The sequence below is a fragment of the Nocardia sp. NPDC052316 genome, assembly GCF_044547795.1.
Taxonomy (GTDB): Bacteria; Actinomycetota; Actinomycetes; order Mycobacteriales; family Mycobacteriaceae; genus Nocardia.
In genome coordinates, this window is the sequence record NZ_JBIUBB010000006.1 from 623,021 (window position 1) to 645,505 (window position 22,485).

The window sequence follows — 22,485 nt, forward strand, 5'->3', positions numbered from 1 at the left end:
CTCGGCCGTTTCCGGGAGTGGATCAGTCGGTCTCGCCGGACGGTCCCGGACTCGCCCCACCGGGACGCACCGAACCCGAGTTCTGTCGCGGCAGCACCGGCAGGTGGGACTGCGCCGGGGCTTGGGTCGGCGCGGACTTCGGTGCGGTGGGTGTCTGGGTGCCGGGCTTGTTCTTGTCATCGGACGAACCCGCCTGGGGTCCCATGGAATTGCCGAACAGCGGGCCGAGCAACTCGGGGAACGGGATGACCGGCAGGTTGGGGTCCGGGCGCAGCGTGGGCTGGGTCGGTGGCGGGACGGGGACCGGTGTCGGGGTGCTCGACGGCTGACCGCGATCCTGGGTGATCGGCGGAAGGTTGCCGCCGGGCGGGCGATTGGTGCTCTCCTGATTGCGCCCGCTGGTCGAGGTACCAGCCCCGGTGGGCGGTACGCCGTTGCCGGGTGCCGGCGGTAGCTGCGACACGCTGCTCGTGGTGCCCGCGGGGGAGACCTCGTCATCCGAAGTGGGTGCGAAGGTTTTCACGCCGTAGCCGATGATCAGGCCGACCACCACGATCGCGCCCGCCAGAGTGCCGACCACCTTGGTGAACGTGCCGACCGGCGCGTCGGCGGCGAGCGCGGCCACCGGGAACACCGAGGGCTGCACCGAATCGGCAACCAGCGCGGCGCCTTTCGCGATCACGGCGTCCGGGTCCTCGACGGTGAACACCGGCACGTCGAGTTGGTCGTCGAGCGTGTCGACGACAGCGGGAATGTTGGCCCCGCCGCCGATCACCGTGACCGCCTGCGGGAACTTGGGTGCGCGCGCGAACACCGCCGCGGCGAACACGGCGGTCTCGCGCAGCAGGTCGGAGATCAGCTCCTCGAAGTCGGCCCTGGTCAGCTTGAGCGGTCGGCCCGCCACGTGGTCGATGGTGACGGCGGGCGCGATGGACAGGTGTTCCTTGGCCGCGCGGCCGCGGTTGGTGAGCATGCCGCGGTTGGGGCGGGTGCCGCGCCGGGCGTAGTGCAGGTCGACCAGGTGGTGGTAGATGAGGTCGTCGATGGCGTTGCCGCTGATCGCGATGGTGCGCTCGGACCGGAGCACGGTGCCGTCGGCCTGATCGGCGACGGTCACGGTGAGGCCGGTCGCGCCGAGATCGACGATGGCGACGGTGTCGTAGCGGTCGAGCAGGCCGGTGTGCCGCAGGTAGGTCAGCGCCGCGGTGCCCTCCGGGACCAGGCGCAGTTCCCGCTGCTTGCCGGTGGCCGAGCGGATCGCCTGCGCCTGTTCCTTGCTGCGGTACGCGACGGCGACGCTGGTGGGCGGGCGACTGGTCGGCGGCTCCGGGGTACGCGGGTGCGCGCCCGCGAAGCGCGCGCCGACGGGGTAGCCGACGTCGTGCAGCTGCGTGGTCGGCAGCTGGGTGGTCATCAGCTCGATCGAGGACGCGACGAGATCGCCGAGGTCGGAGTGGGCCGCGTCGGCCGAGACGACGCGGTAGTCGAAGCTCTGCGCGCCGTTCGACGCGGTGGCGACCAGCGCCGAGCACACGACCTCGGACCCGGCCGAGATGCCGAGAGATGTTCGCATGTTCATTCACCTCCCTTCGAGCGGATGGTCCAGTGCGGCGCGAGCATTCGCCCTTGCGAGCGCTCCGTGTCACTGACCATCTCGAATGGACCGCCCGGTCGCCGTGTGCTCGACGAACGATTCGGATTGCGGAACCGGTGCGGTCCCGTAGTCCGGATAGGTCGCGGGGACCGGCGATGGATCACGTGTGGCTAGCTCTCTGATGCAGCTCTGGTGGCGCGGGTACTTCGGTAACGCTGGTTCTGCTGTGACGCAGGGTGTTCGGTGACGCCGGAACTTCGGATCACGCTGAGGTATTCGGTGACGCCGAGCGCTGTAGCGACGTACGTTCTGTGACAACCCCTGGTCTCCGACGGCACTGGTTCGTGACGAACACAGCGGTCGGACAGCGACCGTCGTCAATACTGTCACAATCCGTTATCCGAACGTTACAGTTTTCCGGATCTATTGAAAACCCCTCCGGGCGTGCGTTGGGCGTGTCGGCGGCCACGCGTGTTCCTCGGCAGCGCTCGCACGAGCGGATGCGCGAGCCGCGCGATCTGAAATTGGCACCTCCCGGCCTTGAGCGCTGGCACTCTCATGTATAGAGTGCTAGTCGGCACTGCTGAACGCGTACGGCTGGTTCTTCCGTCCGGCGCACTGTGCTTGTGCCAAGCAGTTTTGACTTCTGAGCAGGGGTCCCGGCACCCGCGACGACGGGGCTATGCGACAGGGTCAGCACCAAAACCTGATACCGATGGTCCGGAACAACAGTTGCGGACGACATCCCCTGAAAGTGGAGGGCTCAACGTGGCGAGCGTGAACATCAAGCCGCTCGAGGACAAGATCCTCGTCCAGGCCAACGAGGCCGAGACGACGACGGCCTCCGGCCTGGTCATCCCCGACACGGCGAAGGAAAAGCCGCAGGAGGGCACCGTCATCGCCGTCGGCGAAGGACGCGTCACCGACAAGGGTGACCGCATCCCGGTCGACGTCAAGGAGGGTGACACCGTCATCTACAGCAAGTACGGCGGCACCGAGATCAAGTACCAGGGCGAGGAATACCTCATCCTGTCGGCGCGCGACGTGCTGGCCGTCGTCACCAAGTGACCCGCGCTCCGCGCGGTCGTTCCGGCGTGAGCCGGGATCGAGTGGTGGCGTTTCATGCTCACCCGACCGCCGGGATCGAGTCGTCATGACACTGCCCCGGTTCCCCTGAGCGGGGACCGGGGCAGAGTCGTCTCAGCCCTTAAATCCAAGGAATAGGACTTATGGCAAAGCAGATCGAGTTCGACGAGAAGGCTCGCCGGGCTCTGGAACGCGGTGTCGACAAGCTCGCCGACGCCGTCAAGGTCACCCTCGGCCCGCGCGGCCGCCACGTGGTGCTCGCGAAGGCCTTCGGCGGCCCGACCGTGACCAACGACGGCGTCACCATCGCGCGCGAGATCGACCTGGAAGATCCGTTCGAGAACCTCGGCGCGCAACTGGTGAAGAGCGTCGCCACCAAGACCAACGACGTCGCGGGCGACGGCACCACCACCGCGACCGTGCTGGCCCAGGCGATGGTCCGGGCCGGCCTGAAGAACGTTGCCGCGGGCGCGAATCCGATTTCGCTCGGCTCCGGCATCGCCAAGGCCGCCGACGCGGTCTCCGAGGCGCTGCTCGCCGCGGCGACCCCGGTGTCCGGCGAGACGGCGATCGCCCAGGTTGCCACCGTGTCCTCGCGGGACGAGGAGATCGGCGAGATGGTCGGCAAGGCGCTGACGGTCGTCGGCAAGGACGGCGTCGTCACCGTCGAGGAGTCCTCGACCACGCAGACCGAGCTCGTGGTCACCGAGGGCGTGCAGTTCGACAAGGGCTACCTCTCGCCCTACTTCGTCACCGACACCGACAGCCAGCAGGCCGTGCTGGAGGATGCGCTCATCCTGCTGCACCGCGAGAAGATCAGCTCGCTGCCGGACTTCCTGCCGCTGCTGGAGAAGATCGCCGAATCCGGCAAGCCGGTGCTGATCATCGCCGAGGACGTCGAGGGCGAGGCCCTGTCCACGCTGGTGGTCAACTCCATCCGCAAGACGATCAAGGCCGTCGCCGTGAAGGCGCCGTTCTTCGGTGACCGCCGCAAGGCGTTCCTCGACGACCTGGCCGTGGTCACCGCGGGCACCGTGATCAACCCGGACCTCGGCATCACGCTGCGCGAGGCCGGCCTGGACGTGCTCGGCCAGGCGCGGCGCATCGTCGTCACCAAGGACGACACCACCATCGTCGACGGCGTCGGCACCAAAGAGGACATTGCGGCCCGCAGCGCGCAGCTGCGCCGCGAGATCGAGGCCACCGACTCCGACTGGGATCGCGAGAAGCTCGAGGAGCGCCTGGCGAAGCTGTCCGGTGGCGTCGCGGTGATCAAGGTCGGCGCGGCCACCGAGACCGCGCTCAAGGAGCGCAAGTACCGGGTCGAGGACGCGGTGAGCGCGGCCAAGGCCGCCGTCGAGGAGGGCATCGTGCCCGGTGGCGGCTCCGCGCTGGTGCAGGCGGCCGCCAAGCTGGTCGAGCTGCGCGACTCGCTCTCCGGCGACGAGGCCGTCGGCGTCGAGGTGGTGCGGACCGCACTGTCGGCGCCGCTGTTCTGGATCGCCACCAACGCGGGCGTGGACGGCTCCGTGGTGGTCAGCAAGGTCGGCGAGGGCAAGGAAGGCTTCAACGCCGCCACCCTCAGCTACGGCGACCTGCTGACCGACGGTGTCGTGGACCCGGTGAAGGTGACCCGCTCGGCCGTCGTGAACGCGGCGTCGGTGGCGCGGATGATCCTCACCACCGAGAGTGCGATTGTGGACAAGCCCGCCGAAGAGGCGCCCGACCACAGCCACCACGGCCACAGCCACTGAGCGGGCCAAAAACCGAGAAGGCCCTCGGACTTCGGTCCGGGGGCCTTCGTTTTGCGATCGTGACTGCTGATTTCGTCAGTACATGGGTAACTCGTCGGGGACGTCCAAAACCTGTGCGGTACTCGACCGCCGGCCCTGATGTGAGTTCCGGGGCACTTACTCGTATGGCCTGAATACGCGGAGAGGCGGGGGAGCCGGCTGTTCGGCGGCGATGGCGGCGAGCAAGCGGGTGCGCAAGGTGGCCGGCGGTGGCGTCGCCGTCGTAGTGGCGAGCATGGCGAGTGCTTCTCTCGTCTGCCCGATCTCCCTGAGGAACTCCGCGCGTAGGGCGGGGTCTTCGGTGTCGAGCAGTTCTTGCACCTCATGGTGGTCTACGTCGTCGATCGATCCGAGCGCGACGGTGTGCGCGAGATCGACCTGGCGTTCGTTCATCTCACGTCACCCCCAAACTTCTTTTGAGTCGTGTCAATCCGTCCCGAATTCGGGACTTAACGGTCGGTAACCCTACTCCGAGGTAATGCGCTACCTCCGCGTAGGTCCGCCCGCCGTAGTAGGCGAGCGAGATGGCCTCCCGCTGGGTCTCGGTCAGTGTCGCGAGTCCATCGAGCACGGCCTGTTGTTCGAGCCTTCGCTCTACCTCTTCGGTTACTTCATCGAATTCGTTACCGAGAACCCGTATTCCGTAGGCGACCTCGCGTTGGGTGTGCGCCTGCTCGGCGCGTACCCGGTCCACCGCGCGCCGATGGGCGAGCGTCATCAACCACGTCACGGCCGACCCCTTGTCCGCGTCGAAACTCGCTGCGGTACGCCAGATCTGCAGGTAGACCTCCTGCGTCGTCTCCTCGGCATAGCCGGGGTCGTGCAGCACGCGCAGCACAAGACCGAAGACGCGCGCGGACGTCCGGTCATATAGCTCGGCAAAGGCTTCCTGGTCGGACTCGCCGCAACGATGTAGCAGGAGGGCGAGTTCGATGCTCTCGGCGGCGCGGGCCGTAACCGCAGAATCCACACCGGGTGGGAAGGCATCTCTTCGGAACGAGTCGCCCTCTGCGGCCGGCTGCCGCGTTGTCACAACGCTCCATTCTGTGTCATCGGTCACCACCGTAGCGTGCCGCTATAACCTCCTTCCGGCTGGGGTGTCGGCAAACCACCTGTGGCCCAGCGACTTTGCGGAAAACTTCGACACGCCAGGCGGCTCTCACAGGAGACACGCCGTGACACGCCGATAGCTAACCGCGAAACGCAGGGCTCGACAGGGTGTGCGGCTTCGGGTGGTCGCCGCCGCAGGCGTGGCGGTGGTGACCGCGTATCGCCTGCCGGTTGTTTGCTAGGGATTCGGCGCCCCGCGCCGTATGGATGGGAAGAATTTCAACTAAACCGCCATCCGGCGCCGATTGCGCCGGGCATGCATCTCGCGCTCGGTCTCGGACATGCCGCCCCAGATGCCGTAGGGCTCGCTGACCTTCAGTGCGTGACTGCGGCACTGCATCAGTACCGGGCAGGCCCGGCAGATCTCTTTGGCGCGCATCTCGCGCGCGGTACGGGCTCGGCCACGTTCGCCGTCGGGATGGAAGAACACGGCCGAGTCCTGCCCGCGGCAGGACCCTCGCATCTGCCAATCCCAGACATCGGCGTTCGGCCCGGGGAGGTGGGTCGGCATGGGCATTGTGTGAACTCCTCGTGGTGCGAGCTCGTCAGCGTTGTCGAGCAGTTGTTCTGCAAAGTGTGGTAGGCCACGGCGCTGTGTCGGCGGGTGCCCCTGTGCTCGCCCGTTGCGGTCGCTGCAATTTCGCGCGGCGCCGACCGTGGCGATGAGCTACGTTAGGTCCAGCCGCGAAATTCCGTCAATAGTTCGGCGCAGTAGTTTCCCAAATCTTAGGCTGCGAAATTTAACCTCCGAGCTGTTTACTTTTCGCATTGGTTCCGGCGATACTGATCGGTTGACCAGTGGCCGATGGCTCGCTGCTGCGCGGGGACAGGAAGTATTTCTGCTGGTAGACCCCATTTTTGGGGGCAGTGGGGCGGTCAGAGTCCATCGGCCGCCGGGTGGGGGCGGTCACAGTGGCGCACGGCGGCATGTGGCGCGAGCAGATCCGAGATGGCGGAAACGGGGCGCAGAGGTTAATTGCGCGAAACGCGTGTGAATTCCCATCGTGGGCGCTCGGGGATTGCCGGGACGAGATTTACCTGATGGAAACATCGCAAAGTCTCCGAAATGCTGAGTGGTTGCCGGTTGGCGGGCTCCGGTCTTTCTCCCGTCCACCTTGTGCGCACCCCGGCTAGAGTTTCCGCCGTGTTCGTACCTGCTCCGCTCGGAGATACCCGATTCGAGATCCTCGCTGAGAGTGCCTTCGGCGCGCGCCCCGGCTACGCCGCTGCCGAGTTGCCGACGGCGGCCGACGCACTCGGATCCTGGTATCGGGCGGTGATTCTCGGCGGCCAAGGCCGTTACGCCGCGGCCCGTGCCGAATTGCGCATCGTCCGCGCCCGCAGCACCGATCCGGTACTGCTTTCGCTGGCCGCGAGCACCGAGGGATCGCTGCTGCGCCAGCTCGGCTGGCATGCCCGCGCCGCCGCCTGCGACGGGCGGGCCGCGGCCCTGGTCTCGGCGCGAGCGCTCGGCGACCGCGCGGTGGACTCCGTGCGACCCGAGCCGCCGTTCGAGCGCGGCGACGCGATCAGTGACGCGCTGACCGGTCTCGCGGCCGACGCGCTCGGCGTCGGGCGGGTGGCGTTGGCCTGGCGGCTGCTCGCGCGCGGCGAGACGGTGCGGCCCGCGGCCGAGCTCGGCTGGCGGCCCGCCATCCGCAGACAGTGGGTCAGTGCCGAAACCGCGCTTGCCGCAGGCACTGTCGAGCCGGCGGGCACGCATGCCGCGGCGGCGCTCGAGCTCGCCGAGCGCGCGCCGTCGGTGCGGCATCTGGTCAAATCCCGGTTGCTGGTCGCCGCGGCGGCCGCGGCGGCGGGCGACCACGACCGGTCCCGTGAGCTCGCCGAGCAGGTTGCCGAACAGTGCCGCGAACACGGTCTGCTCCCGCTGCGCTGGGCGAGCGCCATGCTGCGCGCCGGGCTGGCCGTGCCCGGCGCCGCCGCGGAGGCGCGGGACTGCGCCGCGGCCATCGTCCGACGTGGCGGCCGGTTCCGGCCGAGCGCGGCGGGGTAGCCGACCGCAGCGCGTTAAGCCCGACTACATCAGGTTGTGCGGTGCCCATGGTTCCAACGGCGACCGTGTTGCCTTGTTCCGGGCGCTGTATCGCTATTGTTAGTTCCGTTCCGCCGCTTCGGCGGAAGCACTGGTCATCACGACCGTGCCACTTGTAACGCCAGGAATCTCTCTGACGATGACGAACATGGGCGAAGAGTTGGACCTCGCCGTCGCTGCGGCTGCGCAGGGCGACAGATCCGCTTTAGCTCAGGTACTGGAGATGATCCGCCCGCTGGTGGTGCGTTATTGCCGCGCGCGGATCGGAGCCGCGGAGCGTGGGCAGCTCTCCGCGGATGATGTTGCGCAGGAGGTCTGTTTGGCCGTGATGACCGCCTTGCCCAGGTATCAAGACCAGGGCAGGCCCTTCATGGCCTTCGTTTACGGAATCGCTTCGCACAAGGTCGCCGACGCCCATCGCAATGCCGCCCGTAACAAGGCGGAGGCAATGGCCGAAGTACCAGATGTCATATCCACCGACCATGGTCCGGAACAACGAGCTCTCGAATCGGAGACGAGCAGGCAGATGAACCGTCTGCTCGCGACACTCCCCGAAAAACATCGAGAGATCTTGATCCTGCGATTGGTCATGGGTTTGTCAGCCGAAGAAACCGCAGTCGCCGTGGGCAGTACGGCGGGGGCGATACGAGTGGCCCAGCACAGGGCACTCGCGAAACTGAAGTCTCAAGTGGCGAGGGCAGGTGAAATGTATGGCTAGGGATGGCGAGCGCGGTCGGGGTGACTGGAAAGCGCGGCTTGGATCGCGAAACAGCGGTCCCTACGCCGACGCGTCCGGAGACACCGGCCCGGTCGATATCGCCGCGGTACGCCGCGACGATGCGTTGATCGACGCCATCGCAAGCGATGGCCCGGTACGGACCGACAGCGCGGAGGAATATCAACTCGCGGCGATGCTCGCGGATTGGCGGGCCGAACTCATCGCACCGCCGATGACCGCTGCGCCGGATCTGGATGCGATCGTCGCCGCGGTGAACCAGGAGATCGGCGCCCGTCAGGTGCGCGTCGGCGCACAGGGCAGCGGTGGCCGCCTGCGGCTGGTTCGTCCGCTGCTCGGCGCCGCGGCGGCACTCGCCCTGGTCTTCGGCGGTATGACGGCGTTCTCCTACAACTCCGAGCCCGGCGATCCGCTGTGGCGGGTCAAGGAGGTCGTCTTCAATCAGGCGGCCCAGAGCACCGTGGCGCAGCGGGCAGGTACCGATCTGGACGAAGCGGCGAAGCTGATCACGCAGAATCCGGTTCAGGCCAAGGAACGCCTGGAGCAGGCGCGGGTGAACGCCGATCAGGTCGACAGCCCCGAAAAGCACGACCAGTTGATGCTGGAGTGGAAGCGACTCGTCAGCCAACTGCGTGCCATGGGGTACAACGACCTGGCCGATCAGCTGGATCAGGGCACGTCGACGAAGCCGTCCGACCCGGCGACCAGTACCACTACCAAGCCGAAGCCGGTACCGCCGGTCGATGCGACGTTGCCTCCGGTGCAGCAGACCAAGCCCGGCGATCCGAGCGACCAGCCGACCGACCCGACCGATCCGTCCACCCCGACCAACGACAAGCCGACTCTGCCGCCGACGGTGACCACGCCGCCGCCGACGGTGGAGCCGTCCGTCACCCAGCCGCCGTCGACACCGACCACCGTGGCCGAGCCGACGGCGGTGCAGCCGACCTCGGACAACGGCGGCGCGCCGACTCGGGTGCCGACACAAGGCAATCCGGCCACCACGTTCGTCGTACCCACCGGGTCCGGCGGCGCGGGGACCACCAGTTAGCCGACGGCGCCGGCAACCATCGAGAAACTTTCCAACAGGACGCGAACCGATTGCCAACGGGCAGTCGGTTTTCTGTTTGTCCGGGTGTCACGCCCCCGTGACGGTGCGGTGAAAATCACAGCGTTGTATGCCGCGGTGCGCGAGCCCCGAAGGGGACGCGTCATCGGTTCGGTGGCTCGAACCTCAGTTGTCGAATCCGTCGAATCCGTCGCCGTGGAAGGCCTCGTTCATCGAGGCATCCGCGTATCCCCGGCAGTAGTCCCAGGTGACATACGCTTCCGGCGTCGGATCGTAGGCGGGCTCGTGCGGGCGCACGGTGCCGTCGACCAACAGTTGAAGTAGGTTGGCGCGCAACATGTCCCAGTCGTGGTAGTGATCCTGCCGACAATCTTCGCAGCTGACCACGAGTCCGCGGATACCGCGGTGCGCTAGTAGCGCCTCGTAGACAGCGAGGTCGGCGAGATCTTCCTCGACCGCAAGGCGCTCGTGGGGATCCAGCGGCTCACCGGGCTCGATGGCGTCGAGCGCGGCGGACGGGTCGGAGGGGTCTCCGGCGAACGGATCCGGCGGCAAGCCAGGTGGTAGATGGTCACGCACATCCCCACGGTACGCAGAACAGGGTGGTCTGCGCCAGCTATGTAGGCCGCAAGTTTCGCCGGTGGGCTCACTTCGTCGATGAGTTTGCGGGACAGATACCATGGTGTCAGGCCCCGGCGAGCACCCGACACGATTCCCGGAGCCACCAGTCCATCCCATCAACTGCGCGCGGCGCCGGTGACCCCGGTGTCGGTCGCTGTCGACGTCCAGGAGGGGTCGATCCGAATGAGTAATCCCGTATCGGGCGAACGCACCGCTGTCCGCCCATCTACGGGTGGTGACGATCCGAACAAGATCGCCATGCTCGGCCTCACATTCGACGATGTGCTGTTGCTGCCCGCCGCCTCGGATCTCATCCCCAGCTCTGTGGAGACCTCCAGCCAGCTGACCAGGGACATCCGGCTGCGGACCCCGCTGGTCAGTTCGGCCATGGACACGGTGACCGAGGCGCGGATGGCCATTTCGATGGCCAGGGCGGGCGGCATGGGGGTGCTGCACCGGAACCTGGCCGCCGCCGATCAGGCCGCCCAGGTGGAGACCGTGAAGCGGTCCGAGGCAGGCATGGTGACCGACCCGGTGACCTGCCGCCCGAACGACACCCTCGCCGAGGTCGACGCCATGTGCGCCCGCTTCCGCATCTCCGGTCTGCCGGTGGTGGACGAGGTCGGCAGCCTTGTGGGCATCATCACCAACCGCGACATGCGCTTCGAGGTCGACCAGAACCGCAGGGTCGAAGAGGTGATGACCAAGGCGCCGCTGATCACCGCGCAGGAGGGCGTGACCGCCGAGGCCGCGCTCGGACTGCTGCGCAGGCACAAGATCGAGAAGCTGCCGATCGTCGATGGCAACGGCAAGCTGCGCGGGCTCATCACCGTCAAGGACTTCGTCAAGACCGATCAGTACCCGAACGCCACCAAGGACCGGGACGGCCGCCTGCTGGTCGGCGCCGCGGTCGGTGTCGGCGACGACGCCTGGTCGCGCGCCATGACGCTGTCCGACGCGGGCGTCGACGTGCTCGTCGTCGACACCGCGCACGGCCACCAGGCGCAGGTGCTGCAGATGGTCACCAAGGTCAAGGCCGAGGTCGGCGACCGGATCCAGATCGTCGGCGGCAACGTGGCGACCAGGGCCGGTGCGGCCGCGCTGGTCGAGGCGGGCGCGGACGCGGTGAAGGTGGGTGTCGGTCCCGGCTCCATCTGCACCACCCGCGTGGTCGCCGGTGTCGGCGCGCCGCAGATCACCGCGATCCTCGAGGCCGTCGCCGCCTGCAAGCCCGCCGGTGTTCCGGTCATCGCCGACGGCGGCATCCAGTTCTCCGGCGACATCGCCAAGGCCATCGCCGCAGGCGCGTCCACCGTGATGCTCGGCTCGCTGCTCGCGGGCACCGCCGAATCGCCCGGTGAGCTGATCCTGGTGGGTGGCAAGCAGTTCAAGAGCTACCGCGGCATGGGTTCGCTCGGCGCGATGCAGGGCCGCGGCCAGGCCAAGTCCTTCTCCAAGGACCGCTACTTCCAGGACGACGTGCTGGCCGAGGACAAGCTGGTGCCCGAGGGCATCGAAGGCCGGGTGCCGTTCCGCGGCCCGGTCAACCAGGTCATCCACCAGCTCGTCGGCGGCCTGCGCGCGGCCATGGGCTACACCGGCTCCCAGTCCATCGCGCACCTGCAGGAAGCCCAGTTCGTGCAGATCACCGCGGCCGGCCTCAAGGAGAGCCACCCGCACGACATCACGATGACCGTCGAGGCCCCTAACTACACTGGTCGCGGCTAGCCCGCATGATGGTCCTGCACGAGACCGTAAGGTCCGTGCAGGAACCAGGCCAGACCGATAGGGGTTCGGGGCAGGCCGATTGCACACGAAGCAGTTGGCCCATGCCCGGACCAGCCCGCCGACACCCGGCGCCGACCGCGCACGCGACGAGCTGCTGACCGCCGACGGCTAGCCTGAGCCGCAGCCTCCCGTCACGAGCACGGCCACCACAGGGCGCTTACGAGCGCCGTTCGTGGCCCGTCGCGCGTCCGAGCGGCCGAAGCGCATGCGCCGCAGGCGCGAGCCTCGGACACGCGGCACCGGGGGCCACGAACACGCCGCGCCCGCGCGGCCGATAGATAGGAGACAGACGTGCGCGACATGGTCGAGATCGGCATGGGCCGGACCGCCCGGCGTACCTACGAGCTGGACGATATCGACATCGTTCCGTCGCGCCGGACCCGCTCGTCGAAGCAGGTGTCGCTGTCCTGGCAGCTCGACGCCTACCGTTTCGAGATCCCGTTTCTGACCCACCCCACCGACGCGCTGGTGTCGCCGGAGTTCGCCATCGAGCTCGGCAGGCTCGGCGGGCTCGGCGTCATCAACGGTGAGGGGCTGTGGGCCAGGCACGCCGATGTCGCCGCGAAGATCGATCAGCTGCTCGAGCTCGTCGGTAAGGGCGGCTACGAGCGCGCCGTCTCGCTGCTGCAGGAGTTGCACGCCGCGCCGATGCAGCCGGAGTTGCTCGCCGCCGCTGTCGCTCAGGTGAAGGCGGCCGGTGTGACGGTGGCGGTCCGGGTGAGCCCGCAGAACGCCCGCGCGCTGACGCCGGCGCTGGTGCAGGCCGGCGTCGACCTGCTCGTGGTGCACGGCACGATCATCTCCGCCGAGCATGTCGGCGACGGAGAGCCGTTGAACCTCAAGACCTTCATCGCCGAGCTGGATGTGCCGGTGGTCGCGGGCGGAGTCAGCGATCACCGGACCGCGCTGCACCTGATGCGTACCGGCGCGGCGGGTGTCATCGTCGGCTACGGCTCGTTCCCCGGCGCGACAACCACCCGCGAGGTGCTCGGCATCGGCGTGCCGATGGCCACCGCCATCGCCGATGCCGCCGCCGCGCGCCGCGACTACCTCGACGAGACCGGCGGGCGCTACGTGCATGTCATCGCCGACGGTGACGTCGAAACTTCCGGGCAGCTCGCCAAGGCGATCGCCTGCGGTGCGGATGCCGCGATGCTCGGGGTGCCGCTGGCGCTGGCCGCCGAGGCGCCGGGGCGCGGCTGGTACTGGCCGTCGGCCGCAGCGCACCCCTCGGTGCCGCGCGGTTCGCTGCTCGGCGTCGAGTGGGAGCTGGAGGAGGGCACCGGTGACGCGGTGCGCCCCAGCCTGGAGCAGGTGCTGTTCGGCCCCTCGGACGATCCGTTCGGCTCGCTGAATCTGGTTGGCGGGCTCCGTCGTTCGATGGCGAAGGCGGGTTACTCCGATCTCAAGGAGTTCCAGAAGGTCGGGCTCAGCGTGCGCGCGTGAGCCCTACCGTGCGTGCGAGGGCGTGATCCGTTCGCGCAGGAACTGCCGCATGGCGACGTTCACCGGCTCCGGGTGCGTCATGGTGACCGCGAGCCTGGCTCCCGGAATCTCGACGTAGCTCGCGCCGGTGAGCCCCTCGGTCAGCTGCTTGGCCCGGTCGGGCGGGATGCCGCTGTCGGTGGCGTGAATCACCAGCGCGGGGCAGGTGATCTCGGACAACCGCTCCAGCACCGAGTCCCGGCTGAGCAGACAGCCCGCCGCGACCTCGATGCCGCGGCAGTCGCGCAGCATCCAGCGGGTGGTCCAGATGGTCCGATACCACTTGTCGTCGCCGATCAGCCAGGACGCCAACTGATTTGCCGCCTGCTGGCGGGAGCCGTCGTCGTACCACTGCGCCAGGAACTGCTGGGTGGCGTCGGACTGTTCGGGGGTCGGGCCGTTGGCCTCGGTGCTGATCAGGATCAGCGCGGACACCCGCTCCGGCGCGATGAGCGCGGTGCGCAGCGCGGTGAAGCCGCCCTGTGCGGTGCCGCCGACCACGGCACGTTCGGCGCCGAGGTGGTCGAGCACGGTCAGCGCGTCGCGGGCCGCAGTCCAGTAGGTGAACGGCAGGCCCTCGTCCCTGGTGCGGCCGTGACCGCGCGCGTCCCACGAGACGATCCGGAATTCCGGTGCCAGCGCGGCCATCTGAGCCGCGAACATCGTCCGGTCCATGAAGAATTCGTGTGCTAGCAGCACCACCGGGCCGCTCCCGCCGCTGTCCTCGTAGTGGATGTCGGCGTCGATCGCGCGGGCGAATGGCACGAGCACGAGGATAGCCAGCGGTGCGGGGGCGGGTGGGGCGATTTGCTGGCTCGCCTTTTTGCTTGCTGGAGCTGGGCTCCGCGCAGGTGCTGTGCCGATGGCTCGGGCACAAAGTGTGCTCACTAAACTGTGGCCGTGGCAGATACACAGAGACCGGTCCTCGTCGTCGACTTCGGCGCGCAATACGCACAGCTGATCGCCCGGCGGGTCCGCGAATCGAGTGTGTTCTCCGAGGTGATTCCGCACACCGCCACCGTCGAGGAGATCGCCGAGAAGCAGCCGCTCGCCGTGATCCTGTCCGGCGGCCCGTCCAGCGTGTATGCCGAGGGCGCACCGCAATTGGACGCGCGGCTGTTCGATCTCGACGTGCCGGTCTTCGGCATCTGCTACGGCTTCCAGGCGATGGCGCAGGCGTTGGGCGGCACGGTCGCGCACACCGGCACCCGCGAGTACGGCCGCACCGAGATCAATGTCGACGGTGGCGTGCTGCACGGCGGACTGCCCACCCTGCAGCCGGTCTGGATGAGCCACGGCGACGCGGTCACCGACGCGCCGGAGGGTTTCGAGGTCACCGGCACCACCGCGGGCGCACCGGTCGCCGCGTTCGAGAACCGGGCGCGCCGCCTGGCCGGCGTGCAGTACCACCCCGAGGTGCTGCACTCGCCGCACGGTCAGCAGGTGCTCAGCCGCTTCCTGCACGAGATCGCCGGCATCCGCGCCACCTGGACCCCGGCCAATATCGCCGACTCGCTGATCACCGCGGTCCGCGAGCAGATCGGCGACGGGCACGCGATCTGCGGGCTGTCCGGCGGTGTCGACTCCGCGGTGGCCGCCGCGCTGGTGCAGCGGGCCATTGGTGACCGCCTGACCTGTGTGTTCGTCGACCACGGCCTGCTGCGGGCTGGGGAGCGCGAGCAGGTCCAGCAGGATTTCGTCGCCGCGACCGGTGCCAAGCTGGTGACCGTCGACGCGGTCGAGAAGTTTCTGGGTGAGCTGAAGGGCGTCACCGACCCGGAGGAGAAGCGCAAGGTCATCGGGCGCGAGTTCATCCGGTCCTTCGAGGACGCGGTCTCCGAGGTCGTCATCGAGCAGGTAAACGAATCCGCATCTGAATCTGATGGTCGCTCCGCAGGCTCCGCTCCGAAAGTCGAGTTCCTGGTGCAGGGCACGCTGTACCCGGATGTCGTCGAGTCCGGTGGCGGCAGCGGCACCGCGAACATCAAGAGCCACCACAACGTCGGCGGTCTGCCGGACGACCTGGAGTTCGAGTTGGTCGAGCCGCTGCGCCTGCTGTTCAAGGACGAGGTGCGTGCGGTCGGCCGCGAGCTCGGGTTGCCCGAGGAGATCGTCGGCCGCCAGCCGTTCCCCGGCCCAGGCCTGGCCATCCGCATCGTCGGTGAGGTCACCGAGGATCGGCTCGCCACGCTGCGCCAGGCCGACGCCATCGCCCGCGAGGAGCTCACCGCGGCGGGGCTGGACCGGCAGATCTGGCAGTGCCCCGTGGTGCTGCTCGCGGACGTGCGCAGCGTCGGCGTGCAGGGCGACGGTCGTACCTACGGTCACCCGATCGTGCTGCGCCCGGTCTCCAGCGAGGACGCGATGACCGCCGACTGGACCCGGCTGCCCTACGAGGTGCTCGAACGGATCTCCACCCGGATCACCAACGAGGTGCCGGAGGTCAACCGGGTGGTCCTCGATGTGACCAGCAAGCCGCCGGGCACCATCGAATGGGAGTGAATCCCTACTAGCGCAACGAGAATGGCCCGTCCGATGGACGGGCCATTCATTGTTCGCCTCGGTCAGCCGCGTTTGCGCGGGGATACCACCAGCACGATGCCGACGATGATGGCGGCGAGCACCACGATCCAGCCGACCGGGACCGCGCTGGTCGTCGGCCACGACGCGGGGCCGACGAAGGCCCAGGCGCTCACGCCGAGGGCGAGCAGGCCGACGATCAGCAGCGAGGCGGAGGGGCCGCGGCGGGATTCGGTGGATTCGTTGGACTGGTCAGCCACGGTGCACCTCCGCGTTTCCGGCTCGGACATTGATGTTCAGGTCGAGCACGGGCGCGCCCTCGGTGGCCGGGCCGGTCAGGCCGTTGTCGCATTTGACCTCACCCATGGTCTGGGTGCAGTGGGTGTCGACCTTCATGTTGTTCGGCAGCCACACCTGGAAGTCGCCCATCCGGACCTCGACATCGACGGTGCGGCTCTCGGTCAGATTCAGCTGGCGCAGATCCAGCGTGCCCGATCCCATGTTGACGGTGTAGTGCGACTCCAGCTCGCTCATCGCGAGCGGTTTCCAGTCGTGCTGGCCCATCGCGCCGCGGTCGAAGTCGATCGGGCCGATCGCCGAGGCGAGCAGGACGAATCCGGCCAGCGGCGCGGTCAGTACCAGCAGGCCGTACCCGCGCCGCAGGAACGCGCCGAGGACCAGGCCGAGTCCGATCACCGCCAAGGCGGCCGCCGCGATCCGGCCTGGCGTCATCCACTCGACACCGGAGGCGGCCAGTGCGCCCGCGCCCGCGGCGGCGAGGATGGCCAGACCGAGGACCACCGGGGTCAGCCGGGAGCGTGGACGCTTCGGCGGCGGCGCGACGAGGGTGCGCACCGGGGTCGGCTCGGGCAGATCCCAGGCGAGCGGTGCGACGCCGAGCGGATCCCAGGAGGGCGGGGTGGTGCGGCCGAGCGTGGCGGGGGTCGGCGGCTTCAGCGCGGCGGGCGAGCTCGGTGCCGCTTTGCTGAGTGACGCGGTGCCGGCCTGGCCGGAAGCCGTTGGGCCCGCCGCGGTTCGCGGGTCGATGACCTCGGTGGTGTCGCCGCCCTTGTCGAGCTGGACAGTGTCCGACGTCGCGTTGTATCCACCTGGTGCTTCGGACGACGCCGCGGAATCGCTTGGCGCAGCGCCTTGATCGCCCGCGTCTGGCTTACGCAGCAGGTCGGTGTCGGCATCATGCGTCCGGCCGGTGTCGCTCGCTCCGGAATCCTGGTGCGGCAGCACGGTTTCGGTGCCCGACGTGTCCGGGACATAGGCATCCGGCAGTTTCGTGTACGGCGTGTACACGCTGGTCGGCGGCGCATAGACGTCGCTGGTGCGTGGCGCGCCCTGCGGGAAGACCGCACCGGGGTAACCGGTCGCCATGATCCCGCTGTCCGCGATGTACCCGCTGAACTCACTGGTGGTCCCCGGCGGTGGTTCCGGATTGCGCAGGTGCAGCAGCCACCAGCCTGCCAGCATCAACGCCATGCTGATCAGTCCCGACCCGCCGAGGCCGACCCCGACCGGGCCCATCGTGCTCACCGCGATGGCGAGCGCGACGATCAACACGATCGTCTTGGTCTGCGACTGCGAGCTGTGCCCCTTGCCGACCAGCGACTCCGCCGCCGACGACTCGTCACCGGCGGCGCTGAACAGCAGCCAGGCCAGCAGATAGAGCACGACTCCGGAGCCGCCGAAGATCGCGGACACCACGAAGGCCACCCGCACCAGTACCGGATCGACGTTGTACCGCTGCGCGAACCCGGCCGCCACGCCGGCGATCGGTCCCTGCCGAGGCAACCGCACCGGGCGCGTACGCCAGATCTGCTGGAGCTGATCCCCGAAGCTCGTTTTCGTCATGGTTCCCATAGTGTGCCTGACCAGCACATCCGCACATCGGGGATAACCCTGAAGAATCTACTGATCCTTTTGGACCCGGCCGGTCAGGTCGTCATCCGGGGCTCGGCAGAAGATCAGGGGGATTCCTGATGGCTAGCTGTCGGCGGGTCGTGCCACTATCGAATGCATGTACCCGTCTGCGCCCTCGTTCGACACCCGAGGGTTCGATACCACGCGGGGGTTCGAGGCCGCGCGCGGTTTCGGGCCCGCGCCGGTGTTCGATCCCGGGCCGCCGCCGCACGCCAGGATGGTGCGGCGCTCGGGCGGTCGGATCATCGGCGGCGTGGCGGGCGGGATCGCCGATCACCTCGGCGTCGACGTGTTCAAGGTCCGGATGGCGTTCGTGCTGCTCGCCGCGGCCGGGGCGGGCATCGTCGCGTACGGGTTGCTGTGGATCTTCACGCCGGGCGGCTCGGATGTAGCCAAGGCGCCCGGTTCCGAACGGCGGCAGGCGATCGGCCTCGCCATCCTCGGGCTCGGCCTCGCCGTCGGGGTGTCGTGGATGTTCAGCGGCACCGCGGCGAGCGTGATCGCGCCCATCATCGTGGTCGCGATCGGTGCGGCGCTGGTGTGGCGGGAGTACGACGCCGACGGCCCGAGGTCGCTGCTCGGCTTGCCCGCGCGCCCCTCGGTGGTGACGTGGGCGCGCATCGTGGCGGGCGGCACGTTGATCGTGGCCGGGCTCGGTGTGGTGGTGCTGGCCAGGATCGATCTGAGCTCGCTCGGGTCCGCGTTGCTCGCGGTGGCCGTCACGCTGGTCGGCGCCGGGCTGCTGACGGTTCCGCTGTGGCTGCGGATGATGCGGGCGCTGAACGCCGAGCGCTCGGCCCGCATCCGGAATGAGGAACGCGAGGAGATCGCCTCGCACCTGCACGATTCGGTGCTGCAGACGCTTGCCCTGATCCAGCGCCAGGCCGGTGACCCGCAGGAGGTGGTGCGGCTGGCCCGCAGCCAGGAGCGGGAACTGCGCAAATGGTTGTTCGAGGATGCCGGTCCTGCGCAGTCGAGCCTGGCCGCCGCGCTGCGCACCATCGCGGGCGAGGTGGAGGATCAGCACGGCGTGAAGGTGACCCCGGTGACCGTCGGCGACGTGTCGATGGATATCGGCGAGACCGGATCCGGCCTGCCCAAGGAACATTTCACCGCGCTGCTCGGTGCCAGCAGGGAGGCGCTGGTCAATGCCGCCAAACACGCGGGCGTCCCGGAGATCGACCTGTTCGCCGAGACCGAACCGCATCAGGTGAGCATCTTCGTGCGCGACCGCGGCGCCGGTTTCGACACCGCCGCCGTACCGCAGGACCGGCAGGGCCTGGCGAAATCCATCCGCGGCCGGGTCGAACGCCGCGGCGGCCAGGTGGAGATCCTGTCCAACCCCGGCCGCGGCACCGAGGTGCGAATCATCATGCCGCGCACCGACTCCGGTGAGCCGGAGCAGCCGGACGCGGAAGCGGCCGAGGTACCCGTCGACCCCGAGCAGGTGCCGGTTCATCCCGGGCAGTGACCGTTGTTCGAAGTGAGTTCGGTCGACTCGTGGCCTCATGTGGTACCGATGGGGTGTGGGCGGCCCATGGGCGCCTGCGCGCCAGGGTGGGTCGATCCACCGACAGTTGAGGAGAAGCAGGGTGGCCGTGCGGGTCTTTCTTGTTGATGATCACGCAGTGTTCCGGTCGGGGGTGCGGGCGGAGTTGAGCCGCGAGACCGACATGGAGGTGGTCGGTGAGGCCGGTGGGGTCGCCGAGGCGATCGCCGGGATCAAGGCGACCGACCCGGACGTCGTGCTGCTCGACGTGCACATGCCCGATGGTGGTGGCGTCGCGGTGCTCGCGGGCATCGAAGCGGGCCCCGTGTGCCTGGCGCTGAGCGTCTCCGATGCCGCCGAGGACGTGATCGCGGTGATCCGCGCGGGCGCCAGAGGGTATGTGACCAAGACGATTTCGGGTGCCGAACTGGCCGACGGTATTCGCCGGGTGGCCGGCGGCGACGCGGTGTTCAGTCCGCGGCTGGCGGGGTTCGTGCTCGACTCGTTCACCGGTAAATCACCGGTGCCCGAGCCACCGCTCGACCCGGAACTCGACTCGCTGACCCCGCGGGAACTGGAGGTGCTTCGGCTGCTCGCGCGCGGCTACACCTACCGCGAGATCGCCGAAAACCTGTTCATCTCGGTGAAGACCGTGGAAACCCACGCGTCCAATGTGCTGCGCAAAACTCAGCAGTCGAACCGGAATGCATTGACCCGCTGGGCCCATCACCGGCGCATCGACTGATCCGCGACGCCGGTTACATCACCGCGATGATGACGGCGATGATGATGACCAGGCCGATCAGCAGTCCGATGGCGATGGCCAGCGGCGCGTTGCTGGCCTGCGGTGCCTTGGTCCGCTGCGGTGCGGGGGCCGCGGCGGCGGCGCCCACCGGGGCGCGGTGCGGGCGCGGCAGCGGGGTCGAGTGCGGACTGCGCAGGCCGGAGGCCGAATTCCGCGCCGCCCAGGCCGGAATGGTGCCGTCCTCGGTGCGCACCGGCGCGCCGATGATGTAGGGCCCGGTACCGGGACCGAAAGCCGCGGTGAGGATTTCGTCCCTGGCCTCGGCCATCGTCGGCCGCCGCTGCGGCGCGGGCTCGAGCATGTGCAGCAGCGCGTCGGTGAGCATCCCGCTGCGCGTCGGCGGGATGATCTGTGCCATGGCCGCGCGGTGCACCAGCACATCGCTGTCCTCGTCGAGACCGAACGGCGGCTGCCCCTCGATCGCGGTGTACAGCGTGGCGCCGAGGGAGAACACGTCGCTGGCCGTGGTCGGCTGCGCGCCGCGCGCCACCTCCGGCGGCAGGTAGGCGGGGGTGCCGACGATCACGCCGTCGGGATCGTCGGAGTGCTCGCCCGCGCCGCGCGAGATGCCGAAGTCGCTGAGCTTGGCCATGCCGACGATCGGACCACGGTCGGCGACAAGGATATTGCCGGGTTTGATGTCGCGGTGCGTGATGCCCGCCGCGTGCGCGGCGGCCAGTGCGTCGGCGACCTGCGCGCCGATCTGCGCGACCTCGATGGGGGGCAGCGTGTCCACCAGCGCGAGCGCCTTGGCCACGTTGCGCGAGGGTAAGTGCTCCATCACCAGCCAGGGCTCGCCCGCCTCCAGCACCACGTCGTACACGGCGATCGCGTGCTCGTGGGAGAGCTTGGCCGCGACCCGGCCCTCGTGCATGATCTGGCTGCGGATCTCGTTGGCCTCTGCTTCGGGCAGCCCGGCCGTCGAGAGGACCTGTTTGATGGCGACGTCCCGGTCGAGCAGCCGGTCGTGCGCGAGCCACACCGCGCCCATGCCACCGCCGCCCAGCTTCGACTGCAGCCGGTAGCGGCCGGCAACCAGATAGTCGGGGCCGACAATGGGGCGAGCGCGTTCGGTCACGGTGCGAGGGTAGCGGAAAACAAGGTGCCCTACGGAGTTTGCTGACACGAACCGCGCCCCGGGTTTCGCCGACCCGAACGCCGGTGTCGCACTGGGTAGTCGATCTGTCTGCCGTGTCGTGAGTCGTGGTCGGCGGCCGTCGTCACTGTGACGCCCGCTCGAGACGGGTCTGCTGACTTGCTGCCGCGATAACGACTGAGTACAGACCGAACGGCGGTTTACAACGGCATCGTTTCGAAATCGTGGGGGCGGGGGTGGGCTCTTGACGGAACCCGGGGGTCGGTTTCTATTGAGCAGGTATCGAACGTATATTCGATACGGATCGATAGCTGAATCGGTGCTGACCTCTTGTACCTGGGGGTTCGTTCCGTGGCGTCGCCTCGGGTCCATCGTGGGAAGTAGGTGGTAGAGATGGGTTCGGATGCGAAACCGCAGGAGGGGGCACAACCGCGGGCGGTGCCGCTCGGGATGGCTCGGGAGAGCCCGCCCACGGTGGCTGAGCTGCGCAGAAGAATGGCGGCGATACCCGGTCGCGGCGAAGCGGCGGCCGAGCGTATCCCGCTGGACGCCGAACTGCGCCGGGAGTCGCTGGCGGTGCCGCCCGCGCTCGCTGCGCTGTTGCCCGGCGGTGGCCTGACCAAGGGGTCGGTCGTGTCCTACACGGGCGCGCGGTCGCTGCTGGCCGGTTTGCTCGCCGCGGTGACCGAGGACGGTGGGCATGCCGCGGTGGTCGGGGTGCCCAGGCTCGGCCTGCTCGCCGCGGTGGAGATGGGCGCTCAGCTGGAGCGGCTGGCCGTGATCCCCGATCCCGGCCCGGACCCGGTGGAGGTGGCCGCCGTCCTGCTCGACGGGCTCGACCTGGTGGTGCTCGGCCTCGGCGGCGCCGCCGTCGCCCCGGCGCGTACCAGGGTGATCGCCGCCCGCGCCCGCAGCAAGGGCGCCACCCTGGTGGTCACCGACGGCCGCTGGCCCGGCGCCGCCCTGCATTTGGACGCGCGGATCGCCGGTTACTCGGGTCTCGGGCACGGTCGCGGCCGCCTGCACTCCCTCGGTCTCGAGGTCGAGGTGCGCGGCAAGGCGGGCCCGCCACGGCGCGGGCGCCTCGATCTCCGTTCGAACTCCGGCCGGGTCGAATGGGCGGCGCACGAAACACCTACGCGCACCGCCGCACCGGTCGACGCCAGGGAAGCGGCGTCGTGAGGGCCGGGGTGTCCGTGCGGTGGGTTCCACCGCTGCCCACGCTTGCCTCGGCTGCTCCGAGCGGAGCGACACCGAGATCGGCGGGTCTGTCCATCGATGCGGCCGCAGGCGGCGGAGTCGTTATGT

At 68.8% G+C, this 22,485-nt stretch carries 20 protein-coding genes; 11 read left to right on the forward strand and 9 right to left on the reverse strand.

Features of this window, described 5'->3' with window-relative positions:
* Nucleotides 1–22: 22 nt before the first annotated feature.
* Nucleotides 23–1,573 carry an Hsp70 family protein gene (locus ACIHA7_RS30435; RefSeq protein ID WP_397294337.1) on the reverse strand — a complete coding sequence of 517 codons (1,551 nt, stop codon included), beginning with the start codon at nucleotides 1,571–1,573 and terminating at the stop codon, nucleotides 23–25.
* Between the two features lie 789 nt (nucleotides 1,574–2,362).
* Here ACIHA7_RS30435 and groES point away from each other — a divergent pair.
* Together groES and groL are read left to right on the forward strand one after the other, a co-directional pair.
* Nucleotides 2,363–2,662, forward strand: a complete 300-nt coding sequence (gene groES, locus ACIHA7_RS30440) for a co-chaperone GroES (protein ID WP_014981824.1) — start codon at nucleotides 2,363–2,365, stop codon at nucleotides 2,660–2,662.
* A 161-nt stretch (nucleotides 2,663–2,823) separates the two neighbouring features.
* Complete coding sequence (gene groL, locus ACIHA7_RS30445; RefSeq protein ID WP_397294338.1) at nucleotides 2,824–4,434, forward strand: chaperonin GroEL; 1,611 nt, start codon at nucleotides 2,824–2,826, stop codon at nucleotides 4,432–4,434.
* Between the two features lie 156 nt (nucleotides 4,435–4,590).
* Here the strand turns inward: groL and ACIHA7_RS30450 are convergent, their stop codons facing one another.
* The 3 genes from ACIHA7_RS30450 to ACIHA7_RS30460 all read right to left on the reverse strand — a co-directional run bounded on the left by ACIHA7_RS30450 (nucleotide 4,591) and on the right by ACIHA7_RS30460 (nucleotide 6,100).
* On the reverse strand, nucleotides 4,591–4,866 hold the full coding sequence (locus ACIHA7_RS30450; protein ID WP_397294339.1) for a hypothetical protein: 276 nt from the start codon (nucleotides 4,864–4,866) through the stop codon (nucleotides 4,591–4,593).
* Nucleotide 4,867: 1 nt separating this feature from the next.
* Entirely contained in the window at nucleotides 4,868–5,443 is a 576-nt protein-coding gene (locus ACIHA7_RS30455; RefSeq protein ID WP_397294340.1) for a sigma-70 family RNA polymerase sigma factor, read from the reverse strand.
* 363 nt (nucleotides 5,444–5,806) lie between these two features.
* A complete protein-coding gene (locus ACIHA7_RS30460) occupies nucleotides 5,807–6,100 on the reverse strand; it encodes a WhiB family transcriptional regulator (RefSeq protein ID WP_014981828.1) in 294 nt (97 codons plus the stop codon).
* 627 nt (nucleotides 6,101–6,727) lie between these two features.
* Here ACIHA7_RS30460 and ACIHA7_RS30465 point away from each other — a divergent pair.
* From ACIHA7_RS30465 to ACIHA7_RS30475, 3 genes are all read left to right on the forward strand, one after another.
* A complete protein-coding gene (locus ACIHA7_RS30465; protein WP_397294341.1) occupies nucleotides 6,728–7,597 on the forward strand; it encodes a hypothetical protein in 870 nt (289 codons plus the stop codon).
* Nucleotides 7,598–7,775: 178 nt separating this feature from the next.
* Nucleotides 7,776–8,354 carry a sigma-70 family RNA polymerase sigma factor gene (locus ACIHA7_RS30470; protein ID WP_107654257.1) on the forward strand — a complete coding sequence of 193 codons (579 nt, stop codon included), beginning with the start codon at nucleotides 7,776–7,778 and terminating at the stop codon, nucleotides 8,352–8,354.
* Entirely contained in the window at nucleotides 8,347–9,423 is a 1,077-nt protein-coding gene (locus tag ACIHA7_RS30475) for an anti-sigma-D factor RsdA (protein WP_397294342.1), read from the forward strand. Before ACIHA7_RS30470 ends, ACIHA7_RS30475 begins: the two co-directional genes overlap by 8 nt.
* 183 nt (nucleotides 9,424–9,606) lie before the next feature.
* Here ACIHA7_RS30475 and ACIHA7_RS30480 read toward each other — a convergent pair whose 3' ends face one another.
* Nucleotides 9,607–10,020 (reverse strand): DUF5319 domain-containing protein, encoded by a 414-nt coding sequence (locus ACIHA7_RS30480; RefSeq protein WP_022567296.1) that lies wholly within the window; start codon nucleotides 10,018–10,020, stop codon nucleotides 9,607–9,609.
* A 225-nt stretch (nucleotides 10,021–10,245) separates the two neighbouring features.
* On the opposite strand from ACIHA7_RS30480, the gene guaB reads away from it, so the two are divergent.
* Both guaB and ACIHA7_RS30490 read left to right on the forward strand, forming a co-directional pair.
* Nucleotides 10,246–11,790, forward strand: coding sequence for an IMP dehydrogenase (guaB, locus tag ACIHA7_RS30485; RefSeq protein ID WP_397294343.1), 1,545 nt, complete (start codon nucleotides 10,246–10,248; stop codon nucleotides 11,788–11,790).
* A gap of 351 nt (nucleotides 11,791–12,141) precedes the next feature.
* The gene (locus tag ACIHA7_RS30490; RefSeq protein WP_397294344.1) at nucleotides 12,142–13,296 is read left to right on the forward strand and encodes a GuaB3 family IMP dehydrogenase-related protein; all 1,155 of its coding nucleotides are present in this window, start codon (nucleotides 12,142–12,144) and stop codon (nucleotides 13,294–13,296) included.
* Between the two features lie 3 nt (nucleotides 13,297–13,299).
* On the opposite strand, the gene ACIHA7_RS30495 is transcribed toward ACIHA7_RS30490, so the two are convergent.
* Nucleotides 13,300–14,100: an alpha/beta fold hydrolase gene (locus ACIHA7_RS30495; RefSeq protein ID WP_397294345.1), complete on the reverse strand. Its 801-nt coding sequence runs from the start codon at nucleotides 14,098–14,100 to the stop codon at nucleotides 13,300–13,302.
* A gap of 135 nt (nucleotides 14,101–14,235) precedes the next feature.
* Here ACIHA7_RS30495 and guaA point away from each other — a divergent pair, with 135 nt between their 5' ends.
* Nucleotides 14,236–15,837 (forward strand): glutamine-hydrolyzing GMP synthase, encoded by a 1,602-nt coding sequence (guaA, locus tag ACIHA7_RS30500; RefSeq protein WP_397294346.1) that lies wholly within the window; start codon nucleotides 14,236–14,238, stop codon nucleotides 15,835–15,837.
* A gap of 62 nt (nucleotides 15,838–15,899) precedes the next feature.
* On the opposite strand, the gene ACIHA7_RS30505 is transcribed toward guaA, so the two are convergent.
* Nucleotides 15,900–16,115 (reverse strand): hypothetical protein, encoded by a 216-nt coding sequence (locus tag ACIHA7_RS30505; RefSeq protein ID WP_397294347.1) that lies wholly within the window; start codon nucleotides 16,113–16,115, stop codon nucleotides 15,900–15,902.
* Complete coding sequence (locus tag ACIHA7_RS30510) at nucleotides 16,108–17,727, reverse strand: PspC domain-containing protein (RefSeq protein WP_397294348.1); 1,620 nt, start codon at nucleotides 17,725–17,727, stop codon at nucleotides 16,108–16,110. Before ACIHA7_RS30510 ends, ACIHA7_RS30505 begins: the two co-directional genes overlap by 8 nt.
* Nucleotides 17,728–17,884: 157 nt before the next feature.
* On the opposite strand from ACIHA7_RS30510, the gene ACIHA7_RS30515 reads away from it, so the two are divergent.
* Entirely contained in the window at nucleotides 17,885–19,258 is a 1,374-nt protein-coding gene (locus ACIHA7_RS30515) for a PspC domain-containing protein (protein WP_397294349.1), read from the forward strand.
* 127 nt (nucleotides 19,259–19,385) lie between these two features.
* Nucleotides 19,386–20,021: a response regulator gene (locus ACIHA7_RS30520; protein ID WP_397294565.1), complete on the forward strand. Its 636-nt coding sequence runs from the start codon at nucleotides 19,386–19,388 to the stop codon at nucleotides 20,019–20,021.
* A gap of 13 nt (nucleotides 20,022–20,034) precedes the next feature.
* Here ACIHA7_RS30520 and ACIHA7_RS30525 read toward each other — a convergent pair whose 3' ends face one another.
* The gene (locus ACIHA7_RS30525; RefSeq protein WP_135234896.1) at nucleotides 20,035–21,159 is read right to left on the reverse strand and encodes a serine/threonine-protein kinase; all 1,125 of its coding nucleotides are present in this window, start codon (nucleotides 21,157–21,159) and stop codon (nucleotides 20,035–20,037) included.
* Between the two features lie 411 nt (nucleotides 21,160–21,570).
* On the opposite strand from ACIHA7_RS30525, the gene ACIHA7_RS30530 reads away from it, so the two are divergent.
* Entirely contained in the window at nucleotides 21,571–22,359 is a 789-nt protein-coding gene (locus ACIHA7_RS30530) for a hypothetical protein (RefSeq protein WP_397294350.1), read from the forward strand.
* Nucleotides 22,360–22,485 lie beyond the last annotated feature (126 nt).

What these genes read in the sequence shown, in the direction of transcription:
- ACIHA7_RS30435 (WP_397294337.1), bottom strand. Translation starts at nt 1,573, where the DNA reads ATGCGAACATCTCTCGGCATCTCGGCCGGGTCCGAGGTCGTGTGCTCG.
- groL (WP_397294338.1), top strand. Translation starts at nt 2,824, where the DNA reads ATGGCAAAGCAGATCGAGTTCGACGAGAAGGCTCGCCGGGCTCTGGAA.
- ACIHA7_RS30450 (WP_397294339.1), bottom strand. Translation starts at nt 4,866, where the DNA reads ATGAACGAACGCCAGGTCGATCTCGCGCACACCGTCGCGCTCGGATCG.
- ACIHA7_RS30460 (WP_014981828.1), bottom strand. Translation starts at nt 6,100, where the DNA reads ATGCCCATGCCGACCCACCTCCCCGGGCCGAACGCCGATGTCTGGGAT.
- ACIHA7_RS30470 (WP_107654257.1), top strand. Translation starts at nt 7,776, where the DNA reads ATGACGAACATGGGCGAAGAGTTGGACCTCGCCGTCGCTGCGGCTGCG.
- ACIHA7_RS30475 (WP_397294342.1), top strand. Translation starts at nt 8,347, where the DNA reads ATGGCTAGGGATGGCGAGCGCGGTCGGGGTGACTGGAAAGCGCGGCTT.
- guaB (WP_397294343.1), top strand. Translation starts at nt 10,246, where the DNA reads ATGAGTAATCCCGTATCGGGCGAACGCACCGCTGTCCGCCCATCTACG.
- ACIHA7_RS30510 (WP_397294348.1), bottom strand. Translation starts at nt 17,727, where the DNA reads ATGGGAACCATGACGAAAACGAGCTTCGGGGATCAGCTCCAGCAGATC.
- ACIHA7_RS30515 (WP_397294349.1), top strand. Translation starts at nt 17,885, where the DNA reads ATGTACCCGTCTGCGCCCTCGTTCGACACCCGAGGGTTCGATACCACG.
- ACIHA7_RS30530 (WP_397294350.1), top strand. Translation starts at nt 21,571, where the DNA reads ATGGGTTCGGATGCGAAACCGCAGGAGGGGGCACAACCGCGGGCGGTG.